This is a genomic window from Aeromonas sp. NJAU223, from assembly GCF_051125555.1.
Taxonomy (GTDB): Bacteria; Pseudomonadota; Gammaproteobacteria; order Enterobacterales; family Aeromonadaceae; genus Aeromonas; species Aeromonas veronii_G.
The window spans coordinates 3,061,737-3,079,905 of the sequence record NZ_CP144204.1; the positions used below are offsets into that span (position 1 = coordinate 3,061,737).

Annotated in this window: 16 protein-coding genes; 11 read left to right on the forward strand and 5 right to left on the reverse strand. The window is 60.7% G+C overall.

From position 1 onward, the window contains the following. The first annotated feature begins 517 nt into the window (after positions 1–517). Positions 518–694: a hypothetical protein gene (locus tag VZC39_RS13800; protein ID WP_349918723.1), complete on the forward strand. Its 177-nt coding sequence runs from the start codon at positions 518–520 to the stop codon at positions 692–694. Between the two features lie 76 nt (positions 695–770). Here the strand turns inward: VZC39_RS13800 and icd are convergent, their stop codons facing one another. Both icd and VZC39_RS13810 read right to left on the reverse strand, forming a co-directional pair. After that, positions 771–2,024: an NADP-dependent isocitrate dehydrogenase gene (icd, locus tag VZC39_RS13805; RefSeq protein WP_349918725.1), complete on the reverse strand. Its 1,254-nt coding sequence runs from the start codon at positions 2,022–2,024 to the stop codon at positions 771–773. 202 nt (positions 2,025–2,226) lie between these two features. After that, entirely contained in the window at positions 2,227–3,102 is an 876-nt protein-coding gene (locus VZC39_RS13810) for a helix-turn-helix transcriptional regulator (RefSeq protein ID WP_434663292.1), read from the reverse strand. 130 nt (positions 3,103–3,232) lie between these two features. On the opposite strand from VZC39_RS13810, the gene manA reads away from it, so the two are divergent. Beyond that, complete coding sequence (gene manA, locus VZC39_RS13815; RefSeq protein WP_434663295.1) at positions 3,233–4,432, forward strand: mannose-6-phosphate isomerase, class I; 1,200 nt, start codon at positions 3,233–3,235, stop codon at positions 4,430–4,432. 18 nt (positions 4,433–4,450) lie between these two features. Then, positions 4,451–4,999, forward strand: coding sequence for a YgjV family protein (locus tag VZC39_RS13820; protein ID WP_434663296.1), 549 nt, complete (start codon positions 4,451–4,453; stop codon positions 4,997–4,999). 133 nt (positions 5,000–5,132) lie between these two features. On the opposite strand, the gene VZC39_RS13825 is transcribed toward VZC39_RS13820, so the two are convergent. Next, entirely contained in the window at positions 5,133–5,282 is a 150-nt protein-coding gene (locus VZC39_RS13825) for a hypothetical protein (protein ID WP_349918730.1), read from the reverse strand. Between the two features lie 534 nt (positions 5,283–5,816). Between VZC39_RS13825 and VZC39_RS13830 the strand changes: the two genes are divergently transcribed. From VZC39_RS13830 to VZC39_RS13840, 3 genes are all read left to right on the forward strand, one after another. After that, positions 5,817–7,715, forward strand: a complete 1,899-nt coding sequence (locus tag VZC39_RS13830) for a PTS fructose transporter subunit EIIC (RefSeq protein ID WP_434663298.1) — start codon at positions 5,817–5,819, stop codon at positions 7,713–7,715. Between the two features lie 294 nt (positions 7,716–8,009). After that, positions 8,010–8,300 carry a hypothetical protein gene (locus VZC39_RS13835; RefSeq protein WP_434663300.1) on the forward strand — a complete coding sequence of 97 codons (291 nt, stop codon included), beginning with the start codon at positions 8,010–8,012 and terminating at the stop codon, positions 8,298–8,300. 51 nt (positions 8,301–8,351) lie between these two features. Continuing rightward, positions 8,352–9,146, forward strand: a complete 795-nt coding sequence (locus VZC39_RS13840; protein ID WP_434663303.1) for a hypothetical protein — start codon at positions 8,352–8,354, stop codon at positions 9,144–9,146. 31 nt (positions 9,147–9,177) lie between these two features. On the opposite strand, the gene VZC39_RS13845 is transcribed toward VZC39_RS13840, so the two are convergent. Further along, the gene (locus VZC39_RS13845; RefSeq protein WP_434663306.1) at positions 9,178–10,368 is read right to left on the reverse strand and encodes a MalY/PatB family protein; all 1,191 of its coding nucleotides are present in this window, start codon (positions 10,366–10,368) and stop codon (positions 9,178–9,180) included. Positions 10,369–10,457: 89 nt separating this feature from the next. Next, positions 10,458–12,029 carry a maltose/glucose-specific PTS transporter subunit IIBC gene (gene malX, locus VZC39_RS13850; RefSeq protein ID WP_434663308.1) on the reverse strand — a complete coding sequence of 524 codons (1,572 nt, stop codon included), beginning with the start codon at positions 12,027–12,029 and terminating at the stop codon, positions 10,458–10,460. Positions 12,030–12,303: 274 nt separating this feature from the next. Between malX and malI the strand changes: the two genes are divergently transcribed. The 5 genes from malI (at position 12,304) to VZC39_RS13875 (ending at position 18,059) form a co-directional block, all read left to right on the forward strand. Then, positions 12,304–13,341, forward strand: coding sequence for a Mal regulon transcriptional regulator MalI (gene malI, locus VZC39_RS13855; protein WP_434663311.1), 1,038 nt, complete (start codon positions 12,304–12,306; stop codon positions 13,339–13,341). A 444-nt stretch (positions 13,342–13,785) separates the two neighbouring features. Next, a complete protein-coding gene (locus VZC39_RS13860) occupies positions 13,786–14,211 on the forward strand; it encodes a CopD family protein (RefSeq protein ID WP_434663313.1) in 426 nt (141 codons plus the stop codon). A gap of 57 nt (positions 14,212–14,268) precedes the next feature. Then, the gene (locus tag VZC39_RS13865; RefSeq protein ID WP_349918741.1) at positions 14,269–14,742 is read left to right on the forward strand and encodes an AAA family ATPase; all 474 of its coding nucleotides are present in this window, start codon (positions 14,269–14,271) and stop codon (positions 14,740–14,742) included. Beyond that, the gene (locus VZC39_RS13870; RefSeq protein WP_349918742.1) at positions 14,739–15,515 is read left to right on the forward strand and encodes a phosphotransferase family protein; all 777 of its coding nucleotides are present in this window, start codon (positions 14,739–14,741) and stop codon (positions 15,513–15,515) included. The genes VZC39_RS13865 and VZC39_RS13870 overlap by 4 nt, the downstream gene beginning before the upstream one ends. Before the next feature lie 636 nt (positions 15,516–16,151). Continuing rightward, complete coding sequence (locus tag VZC39_RS13875) at positions 16,152–18,059, forward strand: PTS fructose transporter subunit IIABC (protein WP_434663316.1); 1,908 nt, start codon at positions 16,152–16,154, stop codon at positions 18,057–18,059. Positions 18,060–18,169 lie beyond the last annotated feature (110 nt).

Sequence of the window (18,169 nt, forward strand, 5' to 3'; positions counted from 1 at the left end):
CTCGCTGGGACCGGCACCGATCTGAATCCTGTCGCTTCCCCATATCATTCACCCGTCCCCACTTTGCCCATCCGGCAATGACATTATCGACCGAGGCCTGCACGGCGGCATGCCAGCACCATTCATCATCAGCGCACCCCTACCTTCCCCCGGTCGAATAGCACACCTGTCCGGACACAAGCAGATCCCATAGTGTCTTTCACTGCCCGATGCCGTTCTCATCAGACTTTTCTCTTCAAATAACAGCAAGATGACACGGATTATGGCGTCACCATCACGGTGGCCAAATCATCCGTTTGATGTTAATCCCCCCAAGTTGGTTATTTTGTGATACGATAGTGGCCGTTTTTTGATAATTGCGCGTCGTTATCACCCAGATCCAGCAGGATCAGGGGCAAAAACACTGCCGATGACGAGTCGATGTGCGATGCAAAAAGTGACCTGGATGAGCCTGTCTGGCGGGATTGATCCGCTGTACGGCTATCACCAAGCGCACCTTAGATAAGGAGATCGGACGATGAAACAATATCAAAGCTGGCTAGGACAATATCTGATGAGCCGCCGCGATGGCGATCACGCCATGGCATCCGAGCTCGCCAGCTCCATCTGCGAATTCTGGCAGTCTCAAGGAGATGAGGCTGAACTCAGCAAGTGGCAGCAGATCTACCAGCAACACGTCGACAAAACCACCTGACGGCTGAGGTGGCGACCTGTCACCCATAAAAAACCGGCGCTCATGGCGCCGGTTTTTGCTTTTCAGAACCTGGACATTACATCTGGTCGATCATGTCCTGGGCGAACTGGGAGCAGGAGCGCAGGGTGGCACCTTCCATCAGACGCTCGAAGTCATAGGTCACGGTCTTGTTGCGGATCGCCGCTTCCATCCCCTTGATGATGAGATCGGCTGCCTCGGTCCAGCCCAGGTGGCGCAGCATCATCTCGGCGGAGAGGATCAGCGAACCGGGGTTGACCTTGTCCTGACCGGCGTACTTAGGCGCAGTGCCGTGGGTCGCTTCGAACAGGGCCACACCGTCACCGATGTTGGCGCCAGGAGCGATGCCGATACCGCCGACCTGAGCGGCCAGGGCGTCGGAGATGTAGTCACCGTTCAAGTTCATGCAGGCGATGACGTCATACTCGGCCGGACGCAGCAGGATCTGTTGCAGGAAGGCGTCGGCGATGACGTCTTTCACGACAATGGTCTTGCCGGTTTTCGGATTCTTGAAGGAGCACCAGGGGCCGCCGTCGATGAGCTGGGCATCGTACTCTTTCTGGGCCAGGGCATAGCCCCAATCCTTGAAGGCCCCCTCGGTGAACTTCATGATGTTGCCCTTGTGCACCAGGGTCACGGAGTCACGGTCGTTGTCGATGGCGTACTCGATGGCGGCACGGACCAGACGCTCGGTACCGGCCTTGGACATGGGCTTGATGCCGATACCGCAGGACTCGGGGAAGCGGATCTTCTTCACGCCCATCTCGTTTTGCAGGAAGGCGATCACCTTCTTGGCTTCATCGCTGTCGGCCTTCCACTCGATACCGGCGTAGATGTCTTCGGCGTTTTCGCGGAAGATCACCATGTCGGTCAAATCAGGACGCTTGACCGGGCTCGGGGTCCCTTCGTAGTAACGGACCGGGCGCAGGCAGACGTAGAGGTCCAGCTCCTGGCGCAGAGCCACGTTCAGGGAGCGAATACCGCCACCGACCGGGGTAGTCAGCGGGCCCTTGATGGCGACGCAGTATTCACGAATGAAGCCCAGGGTTTCGGCTGGCAGCCAGGCACCTTCGCCATAGACATGGGTAGACTTCTCGCCGGTATAAATTTCCATCCAGGCGATGTTGCGCTCGCCTTTGTAGGCCTTCTCGACCGCGGCATTCACCACATTCAGCATGGCAGGGGTCACGTCCACACCGATGCCATCCCCTTCGATGAACGGAATGATCGGGTTGTGGGGGACATTCAGCTTGCCGTTGGCATCGACTGTGATTTTCTGGCCCTGGGTCGGGATAACTACTTTGCTTTCCATCGGCATCTCCTAACTTCCGTTTGTTATCAATCTGATCGTTGCGCGCGGCCATCTTAGCCCATCCATTTGCATAATCAAATGGCGAGCGTGCATGTCCGACCATAGTAGGGCACTGGATCACAATGCGCCCCATCCACTCGCGCCGGGCTTGTCGCCATACCAGCCGGCACATGACTTCCAAAGGCACGGCTCTCGCTGTGCCTCATCCTGTCAATCCCTCCTCCTGCCCCTGTGGCTGACTCAGGGAGCGGTACTGGGAGGGGGTCAACCCCGTCTTTAACTTGAACACCCGGCAGAAATAATTTACATCGCCGTAACCGCAGCGGGTCGCCACTTCTTCGAGCCGGAATCGATATTTTTTGAGCATGAATTTGGCCCGATCGATCCGCACCCAGCTGATGTAATCGGCAAGGCGCATATGGCCCTGCTCGCGAAACAGGTGGGAGAGATGGCTGGCCGAGACGTTGAAGCGATGGGCGATGGAGTCCCGGCTGATGGGGCGGTGAAAATTCTCCTGGATATAGATGCAGACCCCGTGGAACAGATCCGCCCCCCGTGGCCGCTCGGCGGCGGACCCTGCCAGCAGTTGACGGGCGCTGGTGAGCAGCGCCTGCAACAGGTGGTTGTCGGTGGGGGAGCGACCGGGATCCTCGGCCAGCGCATTGAGCGCCGCCAGTATGTGTTCGAGCACGTGGCCGGCCCTGGCCATGATGCTGTGTTTTTGTACGTCGAAAAAATCGGGCTCGTGCTGGCGCTTGCTCACCAGGCTGAACCCCAGCTGGCGCTTGCCAAACAGCAGGCTCAGCACCGAGCAGTCCGTGGTCCATTCAGGCTTGTTCCAGGCGTTTGGCGGTATGTAAAGCGCCTGCCCAGGCAGCACGCAGACTTCCATGCACCCCTGCTCCCTGTCCCAGATCTGGTTGCGATACTCGCCGCTGAACACCAGCTCCAGACGGGGGAAGTTGACCTGATAGCTGAACCCCGGCGGCACCCCCTGATCCTGGGCAAACCAGATCTGTTCGAAGGGAGCTTGCTCCTGAAGGGCGCCGTCCAGCAGCTGGTTGAAGATGAGTGACATGTAGATCCCAGTCAAGAGAGAGGCAAGCGATTGCGGCGGGTACGGCCGCCCATGTTATAGTCCGCCCCTGATGGTCAATGCCACCTTTTTCTTTATCCCGGTTTTCTCAACATCCAACGAGGCGTCCCATATGAGCTGTCGCGATCTGCCCTCCTTTCTGCTGATGCACAACCCCGTTCAGGGTTACGAGTGGGGCAGCCATGACGCCCTGACCCGCCTGTTTGACATCCCGAATCCGGATGGCAAGCCCCAGGCCGAGCTCTGGATGGGCGCCCATCCCAACGGCTGCTCCGAGGTGACCCTGGGTCGCGACGTGCAAAAACTCTCCACCCTGATCGACGGCGCTCCCGCCGCCATGCTGGGGGAGGCCACCGTCGCCCGCTTCGCCAGCCTCCCCTTCCTGTTCAAGGTGCTGTGCGCCGAGAAGGCCCTCTCCATCCAGGTGCATCCGAGCAAGGCCCAGGCCGAAGCGGGCTTCGCCAGGGAAGAGGCCGCAGGCATTCCCCTCAAGGCGGGCAATCGCAACTACAAGGATCCGAACCACAAGCCGGAGCTGGTGTTTGCCCTCACCCCCTATCAGGCGATGAACGGTTTTTGCGCCATTCCCGCCATCCTGGCGCTGTTCGAGCGCCTCAGCCTCCCCTCCCTCGGCGATCTGGTCGCAGGCCTTGGCGCCAGCCAAAACGAAGCCGGCCTGCAGCACTTCTTCCACCAGTTGCTGATCCTGGAAGGAACCCGCAAGGAGGAAGCCCTGGCGGGCCTGCTGGCCTACGCCGCCTCCCATCAGGATGAAGAGACCTTTGCCCTCGTCACCGCCCTCGCCGCCCAATACCCCGGCGATGTGGGACTCTTCTCGCCGCTGCTGCTCAACGTGGTAACCCTGCAGCCCGGTCAGGCCATGTTCCTGGATGCCTGTACCCCCCACGCCTATGTGCGCGGCACCGGTCTTGAAATCATGGCGAACTCCGACAACGTGCTGCGCGCCGGGCTCACCCCCAAATACATCGACGTGGCGGAGCTGCTGGACTGTACCCGCTGCTTGCCCAAGCCGGATGACCAGATCCTGCTCAGTCCCCGTCTTGACGGCGCGGTGCAGCACTTCGACGTACCGGTGCCGGACTTCACCTTCAGCGTCTATCCGGCGGGGGAACACGCGCTCACCACCGCCAGCGCCGAGATCCTGTTTGCCATCGACGGCGACGTCCTGCTCAAGCGGGGCGACGAAACCCTGCAGATCAGCAAGGGCCAGTCCGCCTTCGTGCCCGTCGCCACCGGCCACTATCAGTTGCTTGCAAGCGGCCGGGTCGCCCGTGCCGGCAACCGCAGCTGATCGCGCACGGAGCCTCTCATGATGATGGATGGCCACTGGCTGACCCCGCTCTGGACCCTGTTCGAGCAGCAACCCCTGGCGCAAGGCATCGGCCTCGCCGCCATGCTGGTCGGGATCAGCGCCTTCCGGCAGCGGGACGACGCACGTTTTCGGCTGAGGCTCTGCCTCTATCAGGGGGCCATCGTCCTCCATTTCCTGCTGATGGGGGCAAATACCGCGGCCCTCAGCGCCGGGCTCAGTTGTGCGCGCACCCTGGTCTCCGGACGCACTCGCAGCGTCTGGGTCATGGTGTTCTTCCTGGTGCTGGTGTGGGCTCTCGGCATTCCGGGGATACACAGCCCGGTGCAGTGGCTGCCCATCATAGGCACTACCATCGGCACCTGGGGGCTGTTCCGGGCGAAGGGCATAGGGCTGCGGCTCTCCATGCTGGCAGGCGGCCTGTGCTGGACCAGCCACAACATACTGATAGGCTCCATCGGCGGCAGCCTGATCGAACTGAGCTTCCTGTTCGTCAACTGCCACACCATGTACCGCATGTGGCGCCAGCCGGTCCCAAGCGCCGGCTGATCCCGACTCATGGCGCCCGGGTAAGGCTCGAGACGCACGCAGCATAGGCCCCATAGAAAACCCCCACCGTCCTCGCGGGCGGTGGGGGTTTGATTATCAGCCTGATGGGTGACCCCTACGGGCCATCACCGGACTAGTGTTCTGCCGTCTCCGGCTGGGACGCTTCGGCGCGCTCCCGCTGCAGCTCATCGACCCTGGCCTGCCACTTGTCATTGGCCTGCTTGCGCTCCTGTTGTTTGAACTCTTCGCGCATGATGTCGACTTCTTGGTCAAGTTTTTCCATCAGGATGTCTCCTTACATCTCGGGTTACACACTGGCTGACGGCACTGTTTGGCCAACCTGCTCCCTCGTTTCGACTCTGTCGTCGCTCCAAAGGTTCAAGGAAATTACCGATTGATAGTGGATAATTCAATCTAAAAATTGGTTATAAATGCATTTTCCTGCCGACATGGGCCACACGGAACCTCCTCACGGAAAGACCCTTCGTTTTGAAAGCCAGCTCACATTTCCTCCAATCGGTGAGCCGCACAAATCTCCAGACTTCGCCGTCGTCACCCCTTCATCTACACCGCAAGCGCCTTCCCTGTCGTCTAGCAAAACAAAAATAACTCATTGTTTTTAAACTGCATTCACACTCACTTATCGCCATTTCGATAAACGCTCAAAATGCGACCCCGGTCACAGCCGGCAGGGAATGACACAAAACTCCAGTAAACGGCACATTTATCCGATTCCCGCCACAGGGCAATGGCGAAATAATAGCCAGGCCAAACACTTGCCCTCAAGACGGCCTCATGACGAAGCCAGGAGACTCTTATGCTCACCACCTTGATAGATGAAGGACTGATCTGCCTCGACCTTGCCGCCACCGACAAGCAGGGACTGTTCAGCGAACTGGCGGCCCAGCTGAAAAAAGCCGGAAAAATCAGTGATCAGGAGAATTTCGTGCGCGATCTCTGGGCACGGGAGAATCTCGGCAACACCGGCTTCGAACAAGGTGTCGCCCTGCCCCACGCCAAGAGCGAGGCCGTGCTGCAACCGGCCATCGTCGTCGGCATCAGCCGCCAGGGGATCGATTTTGGCGCAGAGGACGGGCTGCCCTCCCGCCTGTTCTTCATGATTGCCTCCCCGACCGGGGCCGCCAACCACCATATCGAGGTGCTGGCCGAGCTCTCCACCAGGCTGCTCGAACCCGGCTTCATCCCGCAGATGCAAGGAGCCACCAGCAAGGCTGAGGTGTTGGCCCTGCTCTCGGCCAAGACCCCCGCCGCCCGGCCCGCTCAAACCCAGGCCAGCCCCAAGCCGGCCCAGCACACCCCGGCGCCGGCCGATCGCGGCATCAAGGCCCAGCTCAATACCTTGAAGCAACACCTGCTGTTTGGTACCTCCCACATGATCCCCTTCATCGTCGCGGGGGGCGTGCTGCTGTCGCTCTCGGTCATGATGAGTGGCAAAGGGGCCGTACCCGAGGCTGGGGTGCTCAAGGACATGGCCGACATGGGCATCGCGGGGCTGACCCTGTTCACCGCCGTGCTCGGTGGCTACATCGCCTACTCCATGGCGGACAAGCCGGGTCTGGCCCCCGGCATGATCGGCTCCTGGATTGCGGTACAGCAGTTTCACACCGGTTTTCTCGGCGCCATCCTGGTGGGCTTCATCGCCGGGCTCATCGTCAATCAGCTCAAGCGCATCAAACTGCCGGACTCCATGAGTTCGCTCGGCTCCATCTTCATCTATCCGCTCATCGGCACCTTCCTGGTGTGCGGCATCGTCATGTGGGTCATCGGTGCCCCCATCGCCGCCATGATGGAGGGGATGAACCACTGGCTCTCCAGCATGGCGGGCTCCGGCAAGGTGATGCTCGGTGCCATCCTGGGCGGCATGACGGCGTTCGACATGGGCGGCCCGGTCAACAAGGTCGCCACCCTGTTCGCCCAGACCCAGGTCAACACCCAGCCCTGGCTGATGGGGGGCGTCGGCATCGCCATCTGCGTGCCACCGCTCGGCATGGCGCTGGCCACCCTGCTCTCCCCCAAACGCTACAAGAAGGAAGAGCGTGAAGCGGGCAAGGCAGCCGCCATCATGGGCATGATCGGCATCAGCGAAGGGGCCATCCCGTTCGCCGCCGCCGATCCGGTGCGGGTCATCCCGGCCATCGTCGCGGGCGGCATCGTCGGCAACATCACGGGGTTCATGATGCACAGCATCAACCACGCCCCCTGGGGCGGCTGGATCGTGCTGCCGGTAGTGGAAGGCAAGATGGGTTATATCCTCGGCACCCTGCTCGGCGCCCTCACCACCGCCCTTGTCGTCAACCTGCTGAAAAAGCCGGTGACCGAACAGGATGACGTGACCGTGGCCGATACCGACTACCAGGCCATCGAAGCGGAAGGGGAAGCCGAGGTGCTCGCCATCACGGCCTGCCCCTCCGGCGTGGCCCACACCTTCCTCGCCGCCAAGAGCCTGCAAAAGGCGGCGGCCAAGGCGGGAGTCAAACTCAAAGTGGAGACCCAGGGCGCCAACGGCATCATCAACCGCATCACGGCAAAGGACGTGGCGAACGCCCGTTGCGTCATCCTGGCCCACGACGTGGCCATCAAGAACCGGGAGCGCTTCACTAATATCGAGATAATCGATGTCAAGACCAAGGATGCTATCCATAATCCAGATGGATTGCTGGCCCAGACCCTGGCTGGCAGCAGCAAGGTGGCCTGATAAACCCCAGGTGATTGTGATAACCCGTTGAGACTAATAAGGGGCCCCTGGGCCCCTTTCTAGTCGATGTTGCGCTGTATTCCCCATCGATAGCTCAACCACAGACCCCTCGGTAGCAGGCCTCGGAGACCATCAGGATACGGTGCCCCCTGCCTCGTTTTCCCTTGCCGCTTGGGTAGCGCCACAAGCGCCCCCAAGGCAATGGGATTGACCCAAGTGGGGATGGCTGCCCATGGTGCCGACTCGTTAAGATAGGCCCACAGACACCACGCCTTTCCCACTTCGGAGTCATCGATGGATCTCATGCTGTTGCTGGGTCTGCTCGCCATGGGGGGCACCCTCTATGCCGTGCATTTTTGGAACACGCGCCACGCCCACCCCGACTGGCAACGCCTGCCCACTCGCGCCGATTATCTGGAGGCCCACCCCGACTGTGCCACCGACGATACGCTGAATGCCCGCTGCTGCGCCTGCGGCTCGGACAAGGTTGTCGGCCACCCCCAGGCTGGCTGGCCGGATCCTCGCTATCGCCACACCTGTCTTTCCTGCGGCAAGGTGCTGTTTCGCACCGAAGAGCCCAGGTAAAACCTGACAGCCTACTGATACACACGAGTGACTGAACTCAAAAGGATTTCTATGAGTGAGCCCATATTCACGACCCGTTGGTGCTGGTTACGTCAGCATGTGAAGAAACTGCGGACAGACACGCCAGAAGCAGAAGATGAGGGAAGCATCTGGCGTTTCGTCGGCGTAGTAATAGCGGCGATCCCTGCCCTGACTGCGGCAACTTATCTGCTGGGGATGGCCTATCACTATGGCTATACCATGGCCTTTCGTCTTGATTATGCGGAATTTTCTCCACCGGCGGACTATCTGCTGGCCTTTGGGCTTATGACGACGCTCAATATACTCAAACCCTGGATGTGGCCCGTGCTAGGCTTCATCATTTCGATCTTCGCCATTTGTGCCGCCCTGATTTTTTGTCCGCGCTGGAGGATCCGTCTCACCTGGTGGTGGCAAACATCGTGGCTTTATCGGGCGGCCTGCCAGCAAACCCAGAAGAAAAAGCGCTACCCTGCCCCCTTCCTTCGCCGAACATTTATCTGGCTTGGTGATAACTACTACAAGTTTGCCTTCCTGGTTATCGCTATTCTCTTACCTGTTGGAGGAGCCTTGGGCTTTTTCATCCAAGGTATTAAGGCTGCACAAACCCAGATCACTCGCCTCGAACAGGGTACCTGGCCAGAGAGCGAGGCCCATAGCCAGTCGCCACTGCTGGGAGATGAGCCCCATATCCGCATCGCCTGCAACGGCTCTCACTGCGCCTATCGCCTCAAGGGAGGCGATACCCTGATCCTGCGCTTCGATCAGATAGAGCAGACCCGCTACCACTCGAAGCCATCAACCCCAAACGAAACGGGCCACCCTTAGGTGACCCGTTTCGTTACTCACGCCATCCCGCTCATGACAACTCGGTGAGGGCGCCGATCAGGGCGTCCAGCCCCTTGTCGAGCTTCTTGCGCGAGCAGCCGACGTTGAGGCGGATAAAACCGCGCCCCTCGGGGCCATAGGTGTCGCCGCGCATGATGGCGACCCGGTACTTTTCCACCAGCAGGCTCTGCAGCACATCCATCTGCTCTGCCGAGTCGATGCCAAGGCCGCTCAGGTCAATCCAGGCGAGGTAGGTCCCCTCGGGCACCTTGTAGTCGATGGCGGGGAAGGCGGCGTTGAGTCGCGTGGCCACCCGGCTCAAGTTGCCATGCAGGTGGATTTTCAGGGCGTCGAGCCACTCATCACCGTCTCGATAGGCGCTGATATGAGCCAGCACCCCGAGAATCGGGGGGGATGAGAGACCGTGGGCGGCCTTGAGGCGGCGCAAGTAATAATCCCGCACCTCTCGATTGGGTACAAACGCATAGGCGCCGCCAAGGGCCGGGATATTGAAGGATTTGGAGCCCGAACTCACCAGAGCCCAATCATCCCCCTGGGCCACCTCGCTCCAGGGCACATAGGGGACGAAGCTCATGTCCATGTGGATATCATCCGAGATGACCCGCACCCCGTGGCGCTGGCAGACTGTCGCCATCCGCCCCAGCTCTTCTCGCGTCCAGACCCGGCCCGTGGGGTTGTGAGGGTTGCACAGCAGCAGGATGCGGCAATCCGGGCGGGCCGCCAGACGCTCGAAGCATGCCCAGTCTATTTCATGGTTTCCCTCCCGCTGTTGCAGCGGGCACGGGAGCAGCACCCGGTCGTTGGCGCCGAGCATGTTGCCGAAGGCGTCGTAGGCCGGGGTGTGTACCAGCACGCCATCCCCCGGCCTGGACCAGAGGAGGATCAGCTGGGCGATGATATAGATGACGGAGGGTCCGTAGACCAGGGGGTCGGCACTTAGTTCGGCGCCATGGCGGCGGGCGAACCAGTCGCAGACAGCGCCCTTGAAGTCGTCGTGATTCCAGCGGCTGTAACCAAAGACCCCGTGTTCCAGCCGGTTGGCCAATGTGGTGCGAATGCAGGGGGCCGTCTCCAGATCCATGTCGGAGATGGTAAAGGGGAGCAGATCGGCATGACCGAATCGGTCTGCCACATAGTCCCACTGGGTGCAGTAGGTGCCGTGGCGGTCGACCTCCCGCTCGAAGTCATAAATCTGGTGCATGGATTTTCATTCTCCATCGATGGGATGAATAATTAGGCGTCATGGACAAGGGGGCCTCGGCCCCCGATGTCATGGATGATGACGATGGCTCAGGTCTCCATCAGGTTCTGCAGCTGGTTTTTCACCAGGTGAACCTGAGGGCCGATGACCACCTGCAGGTTGTGCTCATCGAGCTTGATCACCCCGATGGCGCCGTTGGCTTTGAGCAGCTTGTCGTCGACGCGGCTCATGTCCTGCACCGACATCCGCAGCCGGGTGATGCAGTTGTCCAGCGCGAGTATGTTGTCCGCGCCCCCCAGGGCATTGAGGATGACCTCCCCGTTGTAACCGCTGCTGCCCGCCTTCTTGCCGGCCGGTTGCGGCGCGTCGTTGCTCTCGATCTCGCGGCCCGGGGTTTTCAGGTTGAAGCGCACGATGGCGAAGCGGAATACCCCGTAATAGACCGCGAACCAGATGGCCGCCACCACGGGCACCAGATACCACTTGGTGGCGGTGCCCTGCAGCACGCCGAACACCAGGAAGTCGATGAGGTTGCCGTCGGTGTTGCCGATGGTGACCCCGAGCAGCCCAATGGTCATGAAGCCCAGACCCGTCAGGATGGCGTGCACGACGTAGAGCACGGGGGCGACGAACAGGAACAGGAACTCGAGCGGTTCGGTGATCCCGCCGATGACGCAGGCCACCACGCCGGAGACCAGCAGCGCCTTGATCTTGCCGCGATTCTCCGGACGGGCGCAGTGATACATGGCAAGCGCCGCCCCCGGCAGGCCGCCGAGGAAGGCCGGCATCTTGCCCTGGGAGAGGAAGGAGGTGGCCGACACCGAGAACTGGGTGGTATCGGCGCAGGAGAGCTCGGAGTAGAAGATGTTGAGCGCCCCGCTCACCTCGTGGCCGCACACCAACTGGGTGCCGCCGGCCTCGGTGAAGCGAATGAGTGCCACCAGGATATGGTGCAGGCCAAGGGGCAGCAGCAGTCGCTCACCGGTACCGAACAGGAAGGGGCCGAAGGGACCGGCGTGGGAGATGACGGCGCCGATGCCGTTGATCCCGGCCGCAAACCAGGGCCAGACCAGGGGCACCACCAGGCCGACCACCCCCAGCACGATGGCGGTGATGATGGGTACGAAACGGGCGCCGCCGAAGAAGGCCAGGGCATCGGGCATCTTGTAGGTGTAGAAGCGGGCGTGGAGCTTGGCGACGATGATCCCGACGATGATGGCCCCGAGGATCCCGGTGTCGATGGAGCTGATGCCGAGGATGGATTTCACCCCGTAGGCCTTCTCCGCCGCCCCGTCGCCGATGACCTTCGCCACCGTCAGGTAGAAGTTGATGGAGAGGTTCAGGGCCGCATAGCCGACGAAACCGGCAAAGGCCGCCACCCCCTTCTCTTCACGGGCCAGCCCGAGCGGGATCGCGACCGCGAACATCACCGGCAGGTAGATGAAGGCCACCAGCCCCACCTTGGTCATCCAGAGGAACAGCAGCTGCAGCACCATATTGTCGAGGAAGGGCATGCTCTGCTTCACCGCATCGCTGGTGAGCGAGCTGCCGACGCCGAGCAGAATACCGGAGAAGGCGAGCAGGGCGACCGGCAGCATAAAGGTCTTGCCGAGGCTCTGCAGGAACTCCCAGATTGTGGATTTGGCGGGGGACTTGGCCATCTGTCTAATCCTTGTGAAGTGAAGGTCAGATCCTGTGTCGATCCTCTGCCGCGTCATCGGGGTGCTGCAAGCGGGAATCGCATCAGGTTTTGTGAATGATAAAACGTTTTATCAACTCAAAATCCCCCGCAAGATCACAAAACAACCGCTCAATAATGCGGCGGATACCAAATCTGTGAGACAGATCCCTCCCTGTATGCTGTAACGTTTTACTCCCTCCCGGCAGGGGGTATGCTGTGCCTCTCGGCTCTCTTTATTCTCCACACAAGCACCTATGCCGCCCACATCACAACCTTCCAAGCATGCCAAGATCACCGATGTGGCCCAGTTGGCGGGGGTCTCGGTCACCACCGTCTCCCTGGTGCTGCGGGGCAAGGGGCGCATCTCTCCCGCCACCGCAGAGCGGGTGCAGCAAGCCATCGACACCCTCGCCTACGTGCCCAACAGCGCCGCCGCCAACCTGCGCAGCCAGCACTCCAATCTGGTGGGCCTGATCCTGCGGGACATCACGGATCCCTTCTATACCGAGGTGACCGCCGGGGTGAGCGAGGTGCTGGAGCAGCAGGGCTATCTGCTGTTTCTGACCCAGTGCGGCCACAGCCCGGAGCGGCTGCAGCAGAGCATCCAGTCCCTCTCCCGCCAGGGGGTGGCCGGCATCATCTTCAACCCGGTGCGCGGCGCCGCCGCCAAGACCTTGCAGGCACTCATCGATTCCCAGCTGCCCGTGGTGTGCGCCGCCCGCTCCTACTATCGCGACGACGTGGATTTCATCGGCCCGGACAACACCCATGCCGCCCAGCAGGCCGCCACCTACCTCATCGAGCAGGGCCATCGCCATATCGCCTACGTGGGGGGGCGCGCGGACTCCCTGACCCGGGCCGAGCGGATCGGCGGCTACTGCGCCAGCCTGTTGCAATACGGATTGCCGTTCAAACCCGAGTGGGTATTGGAGTGCGATCGCACCCAGCGCAGCGCCGCCGACACCATAGCCCAGCTGCTACACCAGCATCCCAAGGTAACCGCCATCCTCTGCCACTACCCCGAGGTTGCCCTCGGCGGCATCTACGGGGTGGAGGCGAGCGGGCGCACTGTGGGCAAGGACAACTACATCGGCCAGCAGGTAGCTCTGCTCGGCTTTGACGACATTGCCGAGGCCGAGCTCAGCTCCCCCGCCCTCACCTTCGTCGACTCCCCGGCCCGGGAGATTGGCCGCCAGGCTGCCCGCCGTCTGCTGGCCCGCATGCAGCAACCCGAGCTCGTCCCCAATCGCCATATCATCACCCCCAGCCTGCAGAAGCGGGAATCGGCCTGAGCTTGAACGGCTGAGGCCATCATCGGCACGTCCGCCCCCCTGATACCTTCCCTGCCCCTTGAGCCAGCACCGATAGCGGATATTGCCAAGCAAGGCCACCATGGGAAGGTCAGCATCAGGAAGGGCACCCGGAGACGGGGCGGCTGACCCTGGCCAAGACGGTGCCGCTGATATGTCTCCTCGCCATCCGACCCACCGACGCCAGTCCCTTGTCACAGCAAAGAACAGCGGCATTGGGAGGATTCATTGATCTTGAGCAGGGTGCGGCACCGGGTTTTGGGAAATCATGCCATTGATTGGCATGTTTTGTTCGCTCACCTGCGGGACAAGGATATTGCCTCAGACACCCTCGGCATCACACTGAGGTCCAGTCAGAGCCTGATATGAAGGGCGCGGCGCATTGACGTTGCACCACCGGAGGAAGGAATGTACGGATTGGCACTGTTGTTACATATACTCGCGGCCACAGTCTGGACTGGCGGCCACATAGTGCTGTCGGTGGTCGTACTGCCAAGGGTATTGAGGGAGCGCTCACCCGCCAGACTATTGGAGTTCGAATCCGTTTACGAAAAAATCGGCATGCCGGCCCTGATCATCCAGGTGATAACGGGTCTGTTTCTGGCCCATAGAATGCTGCCGGATGTCAGCCAGTGGCTGGATTTTTCCAATCCCGTCGCCCACCCGATCCTGTTGAAGCTGTCGCTGCTCGCCTTGACGCTCTGCTTCGCACTGAGTGCGAGGTTTCGCGTCATTCCAAACCTGTCCGAGAAAACCCTCACCACCATGGCCTGGCATATCATCCCGGTGACCATTATCTCCATCCTGTTTGTCATCACGGGTGTATCGTTCAGGACCGGTTGGTTCTATTGATGAGGGCATCAAACCGGTGACGGCGACCTCGATGGGATAGCCAGGAGGAGAGACCTGATGGCGCGCCATTCACTAACTATCCGCGAGGCTAATCTGGACGCCATTGTCTGGCTGTCGGGTGGGTTTAATCAAAAACGGCCACAAGATGAGAGCGACCTTGTCACTAAAGTGCTGGTCCAAGAGCCATCCTGGGTAGGCGAAGGGGTATTTGGTACCCTGGCCGAGCCGTTGCTTAATACCGCCGATCTCCTGCTCTTTCTCGATCTCGACTGGTCAGTCTGTCGGGATTCACTGCTATCACGCGGCTCGCAAAGCGCTAGGCAACGCGATACCATCGCCGTTGAGGAGAATTTTCAACAACTGCTGGTCTGGGCATCGGAGTATGAGCCGCAAGCCAGTAAAAGCTTCCGCCAATCCCATCGCGAGCTGTTTGAACGATGCCCAAGCGACAAGCACCATTTCACCACCCGCCAAGAGGTAGATAGCTATCTCACACAACTGGCTATTCATAGCCCACAGGGGACTGGATGACACAACAGGAGCTGGCAGAGATGGGGAGCGCTTCGGTAAATATCCAGCTGCTGGATGGCAAGCCCTGTATCAGAAAAAGCGGCGCATCAGCGGTCGAACGCCATTTCTACCAATACGCAGCCTCCCATTTGAGCGGGCTCAACACACCTGCTCTGCTCAAGGTCGAGGAGGAGACCCTGTTCCTTGAGCAGATCCCTCATCCAGTTACACTCACGCAGTTGAACCACAACGAGCAGACCTTTGTTCAGCTGGCCAGCCTACACAACACCAACTATCAGCCCGACTTTGCGGTGAAAAAGCACGGCTGGCCGCTCGCCGACACCGACGAGGCGCTCTCTGTACTCTGCCTGCCGGAAGCGACCAACGAGCAGATCCACCATATCCAGCAAGTTGGCAACGAACTATTCGAGGAATCATGCCTGATTTCGGGAGATAGCAATCAGGGCAACTGGGGCACCCGTGACAATGGCCAGCTGGTGTTGTTTGACTGGGAGCGGTTTGGTTATGGCAGTCCGGCCATCGATCTGGCCCCTCTGGTGCCACGGATGGGTTCACTGGCGGAGTATGAAGCCATCATTGAGCATTATCTTCGCCACAGTTCGCTTCTCTCAGGTGACCGGTTGCTACGTCATCTCGTCATAGCCAAGTGCTGGCTGATTATTGAGGTCACTAATCTGCTGACCAGAAGGGCGAAGCCGCAGGCACAGCAATATCTGGAGTGGTATCGGCAACAAGTTCCCCACTGGCTGGAGTCGGTTGCACATATCGTGTAATCCATAGACTCGAATAGCGCAGCGTATTCGTACATTCGCGTTATCACCTCTATCTTTTCAGCCATCCCCTCTCCACCACACATTCAGCTCAAACAAGCGGTGCAATTCACTCCGTTCATTGCACCCTACGGGGCCAATTCCTGTGGTTTCACTCGCGCGCTGTGGCGGACTATCTGGCACCAATGGCTCAACCCATTTTTCCACCTATCCCCTCGCCTGCCTCCCCTTATCACGTGCCCCACCACCGCCATTTATGTGCGACAGCTCACACCAAGTTCCTTCTTTTCACCTCACAAATTTACAGGTTAGCACCTGTTACGGGCTGGATAACAGCATACGCCACCACACAATCACGTTGGAGTGAAAAATCGCAAAACTATGATTTTTAAAAATAAAAAAACATCATCATGTTGAATGCCGGCCCATCTTATCGACTGGTCTGCTGTGAGATCGGGGTCACACTCAAGATGACATCGCACAAAAATCCAGTATTTCGCAGCTTTGTCCGATAGGGAGAAGGTCACGCCCCCACCATAATAGGAGGGTCAAATTTGTCTGCATGTCCCGGGGTAGCACCTGTCGTGGTCACCCGGGAAACGATGCCAACAGGCTCCAGCGAGGAGCGGGGAGAACGCCATGATCACCACCCTTATCAACGAGCAGCTGATCGCGCTCGATTTAAAGGCCAGCCGCAAGGAGGAGGTCTTCAGCGAGATGGCCCGCCTGCTGGCGGCGCAAGGCAAGGTCAGCGACGAGCAGCAGTTCATCAAGGACTTGTGGGCCCGGGAAGCGCTGGACAACACCGGCTTTGAAGAGGGCGTCGCCCTGCCCCACGCCAAGAGCGCGGCGGTGAGCACCCCGGCGGTGGCCATCGGCATCAGCCGCGCCGGCATCGATTACGGCGCCGAGGATGGCAAGCCATCCCGCCTGTTCTTCATGATTGCCTCCCCGGCGGGCGGCGCCAACCACCACATCGAGGTGCTGGCCGAACTCTCCGCCAAGCTGATTGAAGAGGGCTTTATCGACGCCCTGCTGGCCGCCAAGACCCCGGCCGAGGCGCTGGCGCTCTTGCTCGAGAAGAAAGAAGAGACTGCTGCAGCACCGGCCGCCGACAAGGGCCTCATCATCGGCGTCACCGGCTGCCCGGCCGGTATCGCCCACACCTATCTCGCGGCCGAATCCCTGGAGCGCGCTGCCAAGGAGCTGGGCTTTGAGGTGAAGGTGGAGACCAACGGCTCCATCGGCGTCAAGAACAGCCCGACTGCGGCCGACATCGCCCGCGCCAGCGCCATCGTCGTGGCCTGCGACAAGCAGGTGGACATGGCCCGCTTCAACGGCAAGCCGCTGATCAAGACCGGGGTCAAGGCCCCCATCAAGGATGGCAAGGGGCTGATCGAGCAGGCCCTCAAGGCCCCCGCCTACGTGGCGGACAAGGATGAGCGCAAGAGCGAGGAGAAGAGCGCCGGTGGCACCTCCGATCTTTACCGCTATCTGATGAACGGCGTCTCCCACATGATCCCCTTCGTGGTGACCGGGGGCTTGCTGATCGCCCTGGCGCTCGTCATCGGCGGCGATCCGACCCCGAGCGGCATGCAGATCCCGGCAGGCAGCATGTGGAACCAGATCCTCAACGTAGGCGTCGCCGCCTTCACCCTGATGATCCCCATCCTCGCCGGTTACATCGCCTACGCCATCGGTGACAGACCGGCCCTGGCCCCTGGCTTCATCGGCGGCTGGATTGCCAACAACGGCAGCTTCTACGGTGCCGACGCCGGGACCGGCTTCATCGGTGCCATCATCGCGGGCCTGCTGGTCGGTTATCTGGTGCGCTGGATCGCGACCCGCCAGTACCACAAGATGGTGCAGCCGCTGGTGCCGATCCTCATCGCCCCCATCGTCGGGTCGCTCTTTATCGCTGCCGTCTTCATCTTCATCATCGGTGCCCCCATCGCCGACATGATGACGGGCCTCAACGCCATGCTGCTCTCCATGAGCGGTGGCAGCCTGGTGTTGCTCGGTATCGTGCTGGGGGGCATGGCGGGCTTTGACATGGGTGGCCCGGTCAACAAGGTGGCCTTCCTGTTCTCCGTGGGCATGATTGCCTCAGGCCAGACCCAGTTCATGGGCGCCATGGCCTGCGCCATCCCGGCTGCCCCCCTTGGCATGTCGCTCGCCACCGTGCTCGGTCGCAAGCTCGGCATCTTCGATGAAACCGAAATAGAGGCAGGCAAGGCCGCCGGCGCCATGGGCCTGGTGGGGATCTCCGAGGGGGCCATTCCGTTCGCCGCCCGTGACCCGCTCGCCGTCATTCCGGCCAACATGCTGGGCAGCATGACCGCAGCCGTCATGGCCTTCCTGTTTGGCATCACCAACAGCGTGGCCCACGGTGGCCCCATCGTGGCTCTGCTGGGGGCAGTCAACAAGCCGCTGCTGGCCCTGCTCTGCATGATCTGCGGCGCCATCGTTACCGGCGTGGTGGCGATTGCCCTGAAAAAGCTGCGGATGAAGAAGACGGACGAGCGCGCGCTGGCCAAGGCCGCCTGATCCCCTCCTGGCTGCAAGAAAGCACTGCAAGACGCAAAGAGGCCACCCCAAGGTGGCCTCTTCTTGTTTCTGGTCACAGCGCCTGCCCACTTACGGCCTGGCCAAGCCAG

Coding starts and splice junctions, on each gene's coding strand:
- VZC39_RS13875 (WP_434663316.1), top strand. CDS start 16,152: ATGATCACCACCCTTATCAACGAGCAGCTGATCGCGCTCGATTTAAAG.
- VZC39_RS13845 (WP_434663306.1), bottom strand. CDS start 10,368: ATGCACCAGATTTATGACTTCGAGCGGGAGGTCGACCGCCACGGCACC.
- icd (WP_349918725.1), bottom strand. CDS start 2,024: ATGGAAAGCAAAGTAGTTATCCCGACCCAGGGCCAGAAAATCACAGTC.
- VZC39_RS13820 (WP_434663296.1), top strand. CDS start 4,451: ATGATGATGGATGGCCACTGGCTGACCCCGCTCTGGACCCTGTTCGAG.
- VZC39_RS13835 (WP_434663300.1), top strand. CDS start 8,010: ATGGATCTCATGCTGTTGCTGGGTCTGCTCGCCATGGGGGGCACCCTC.
- VZC39_RS13825 (WP_349918730.1), bottom strand. CDS start 5,282: ATGGAAAAACTTGACCAAGAAGTCGACATCATGCGCGAAGAGTTCAAA.
- VZC39_RS13810 (WP_434663292.1), bottom strand. CDS start 3,102: ATGTCACTCATCTTCAACCAGCTGCTGGACGGCGCCCTTCAGGAGCAA.
- VZC39_RS13800 (WP_349918723.1), top strand. CDS start 518: ATGAAACAATATCAAAGCTGGCTAGGACAATATCTGATGAGCCGCCGC.
- VZC39_RS13830 (WP_434663298.1), top strand. CDS start 5,817: ATGCTCACCACCTTGATAGATGAAGGACTGATCTGCCTCGACCTTGCC.
- VZC39_RS13870 (WP_349918742.1), top strand. CDS start 14,739: ATGACACAACAGGAGCTGGCAGAGATGGGGAGCGCTTCGGTAAATATC.
- malI (WP_434663311.1), top strand. CDS start 12,304: ATGCCGCCCACATCACAACCTTCCAAGCATGCCAAGATCACCGATGTG.
- malX (WP_434663308.1), bottom strand. CDS start 12,029: ATGGCCAAGTCCCCCGCCAAATCCACAATCTGGGAGTTCCTGCAGAGC.
- VZC39_RS13865 (WP_349918741.1), top strand. CDS start 14,269: ATGGCGCGCCATTCACTAACTATCCGCGAGGCTAATCTGGACGCCATT.
- manA (WP_434663295.1), top strand. CDS start 3,233: ATGAGCTGTCGCGATCTGCCCTCCTTTCTGCTGATGCACAACCCCGTT.
- VZC39_RS13840 (WP_434663303.1), top strand. CDS start 8,352: ATGAGTGAGCCCATATTCACGACCCGTTGGTGCTGGTTACGTCAGCAT.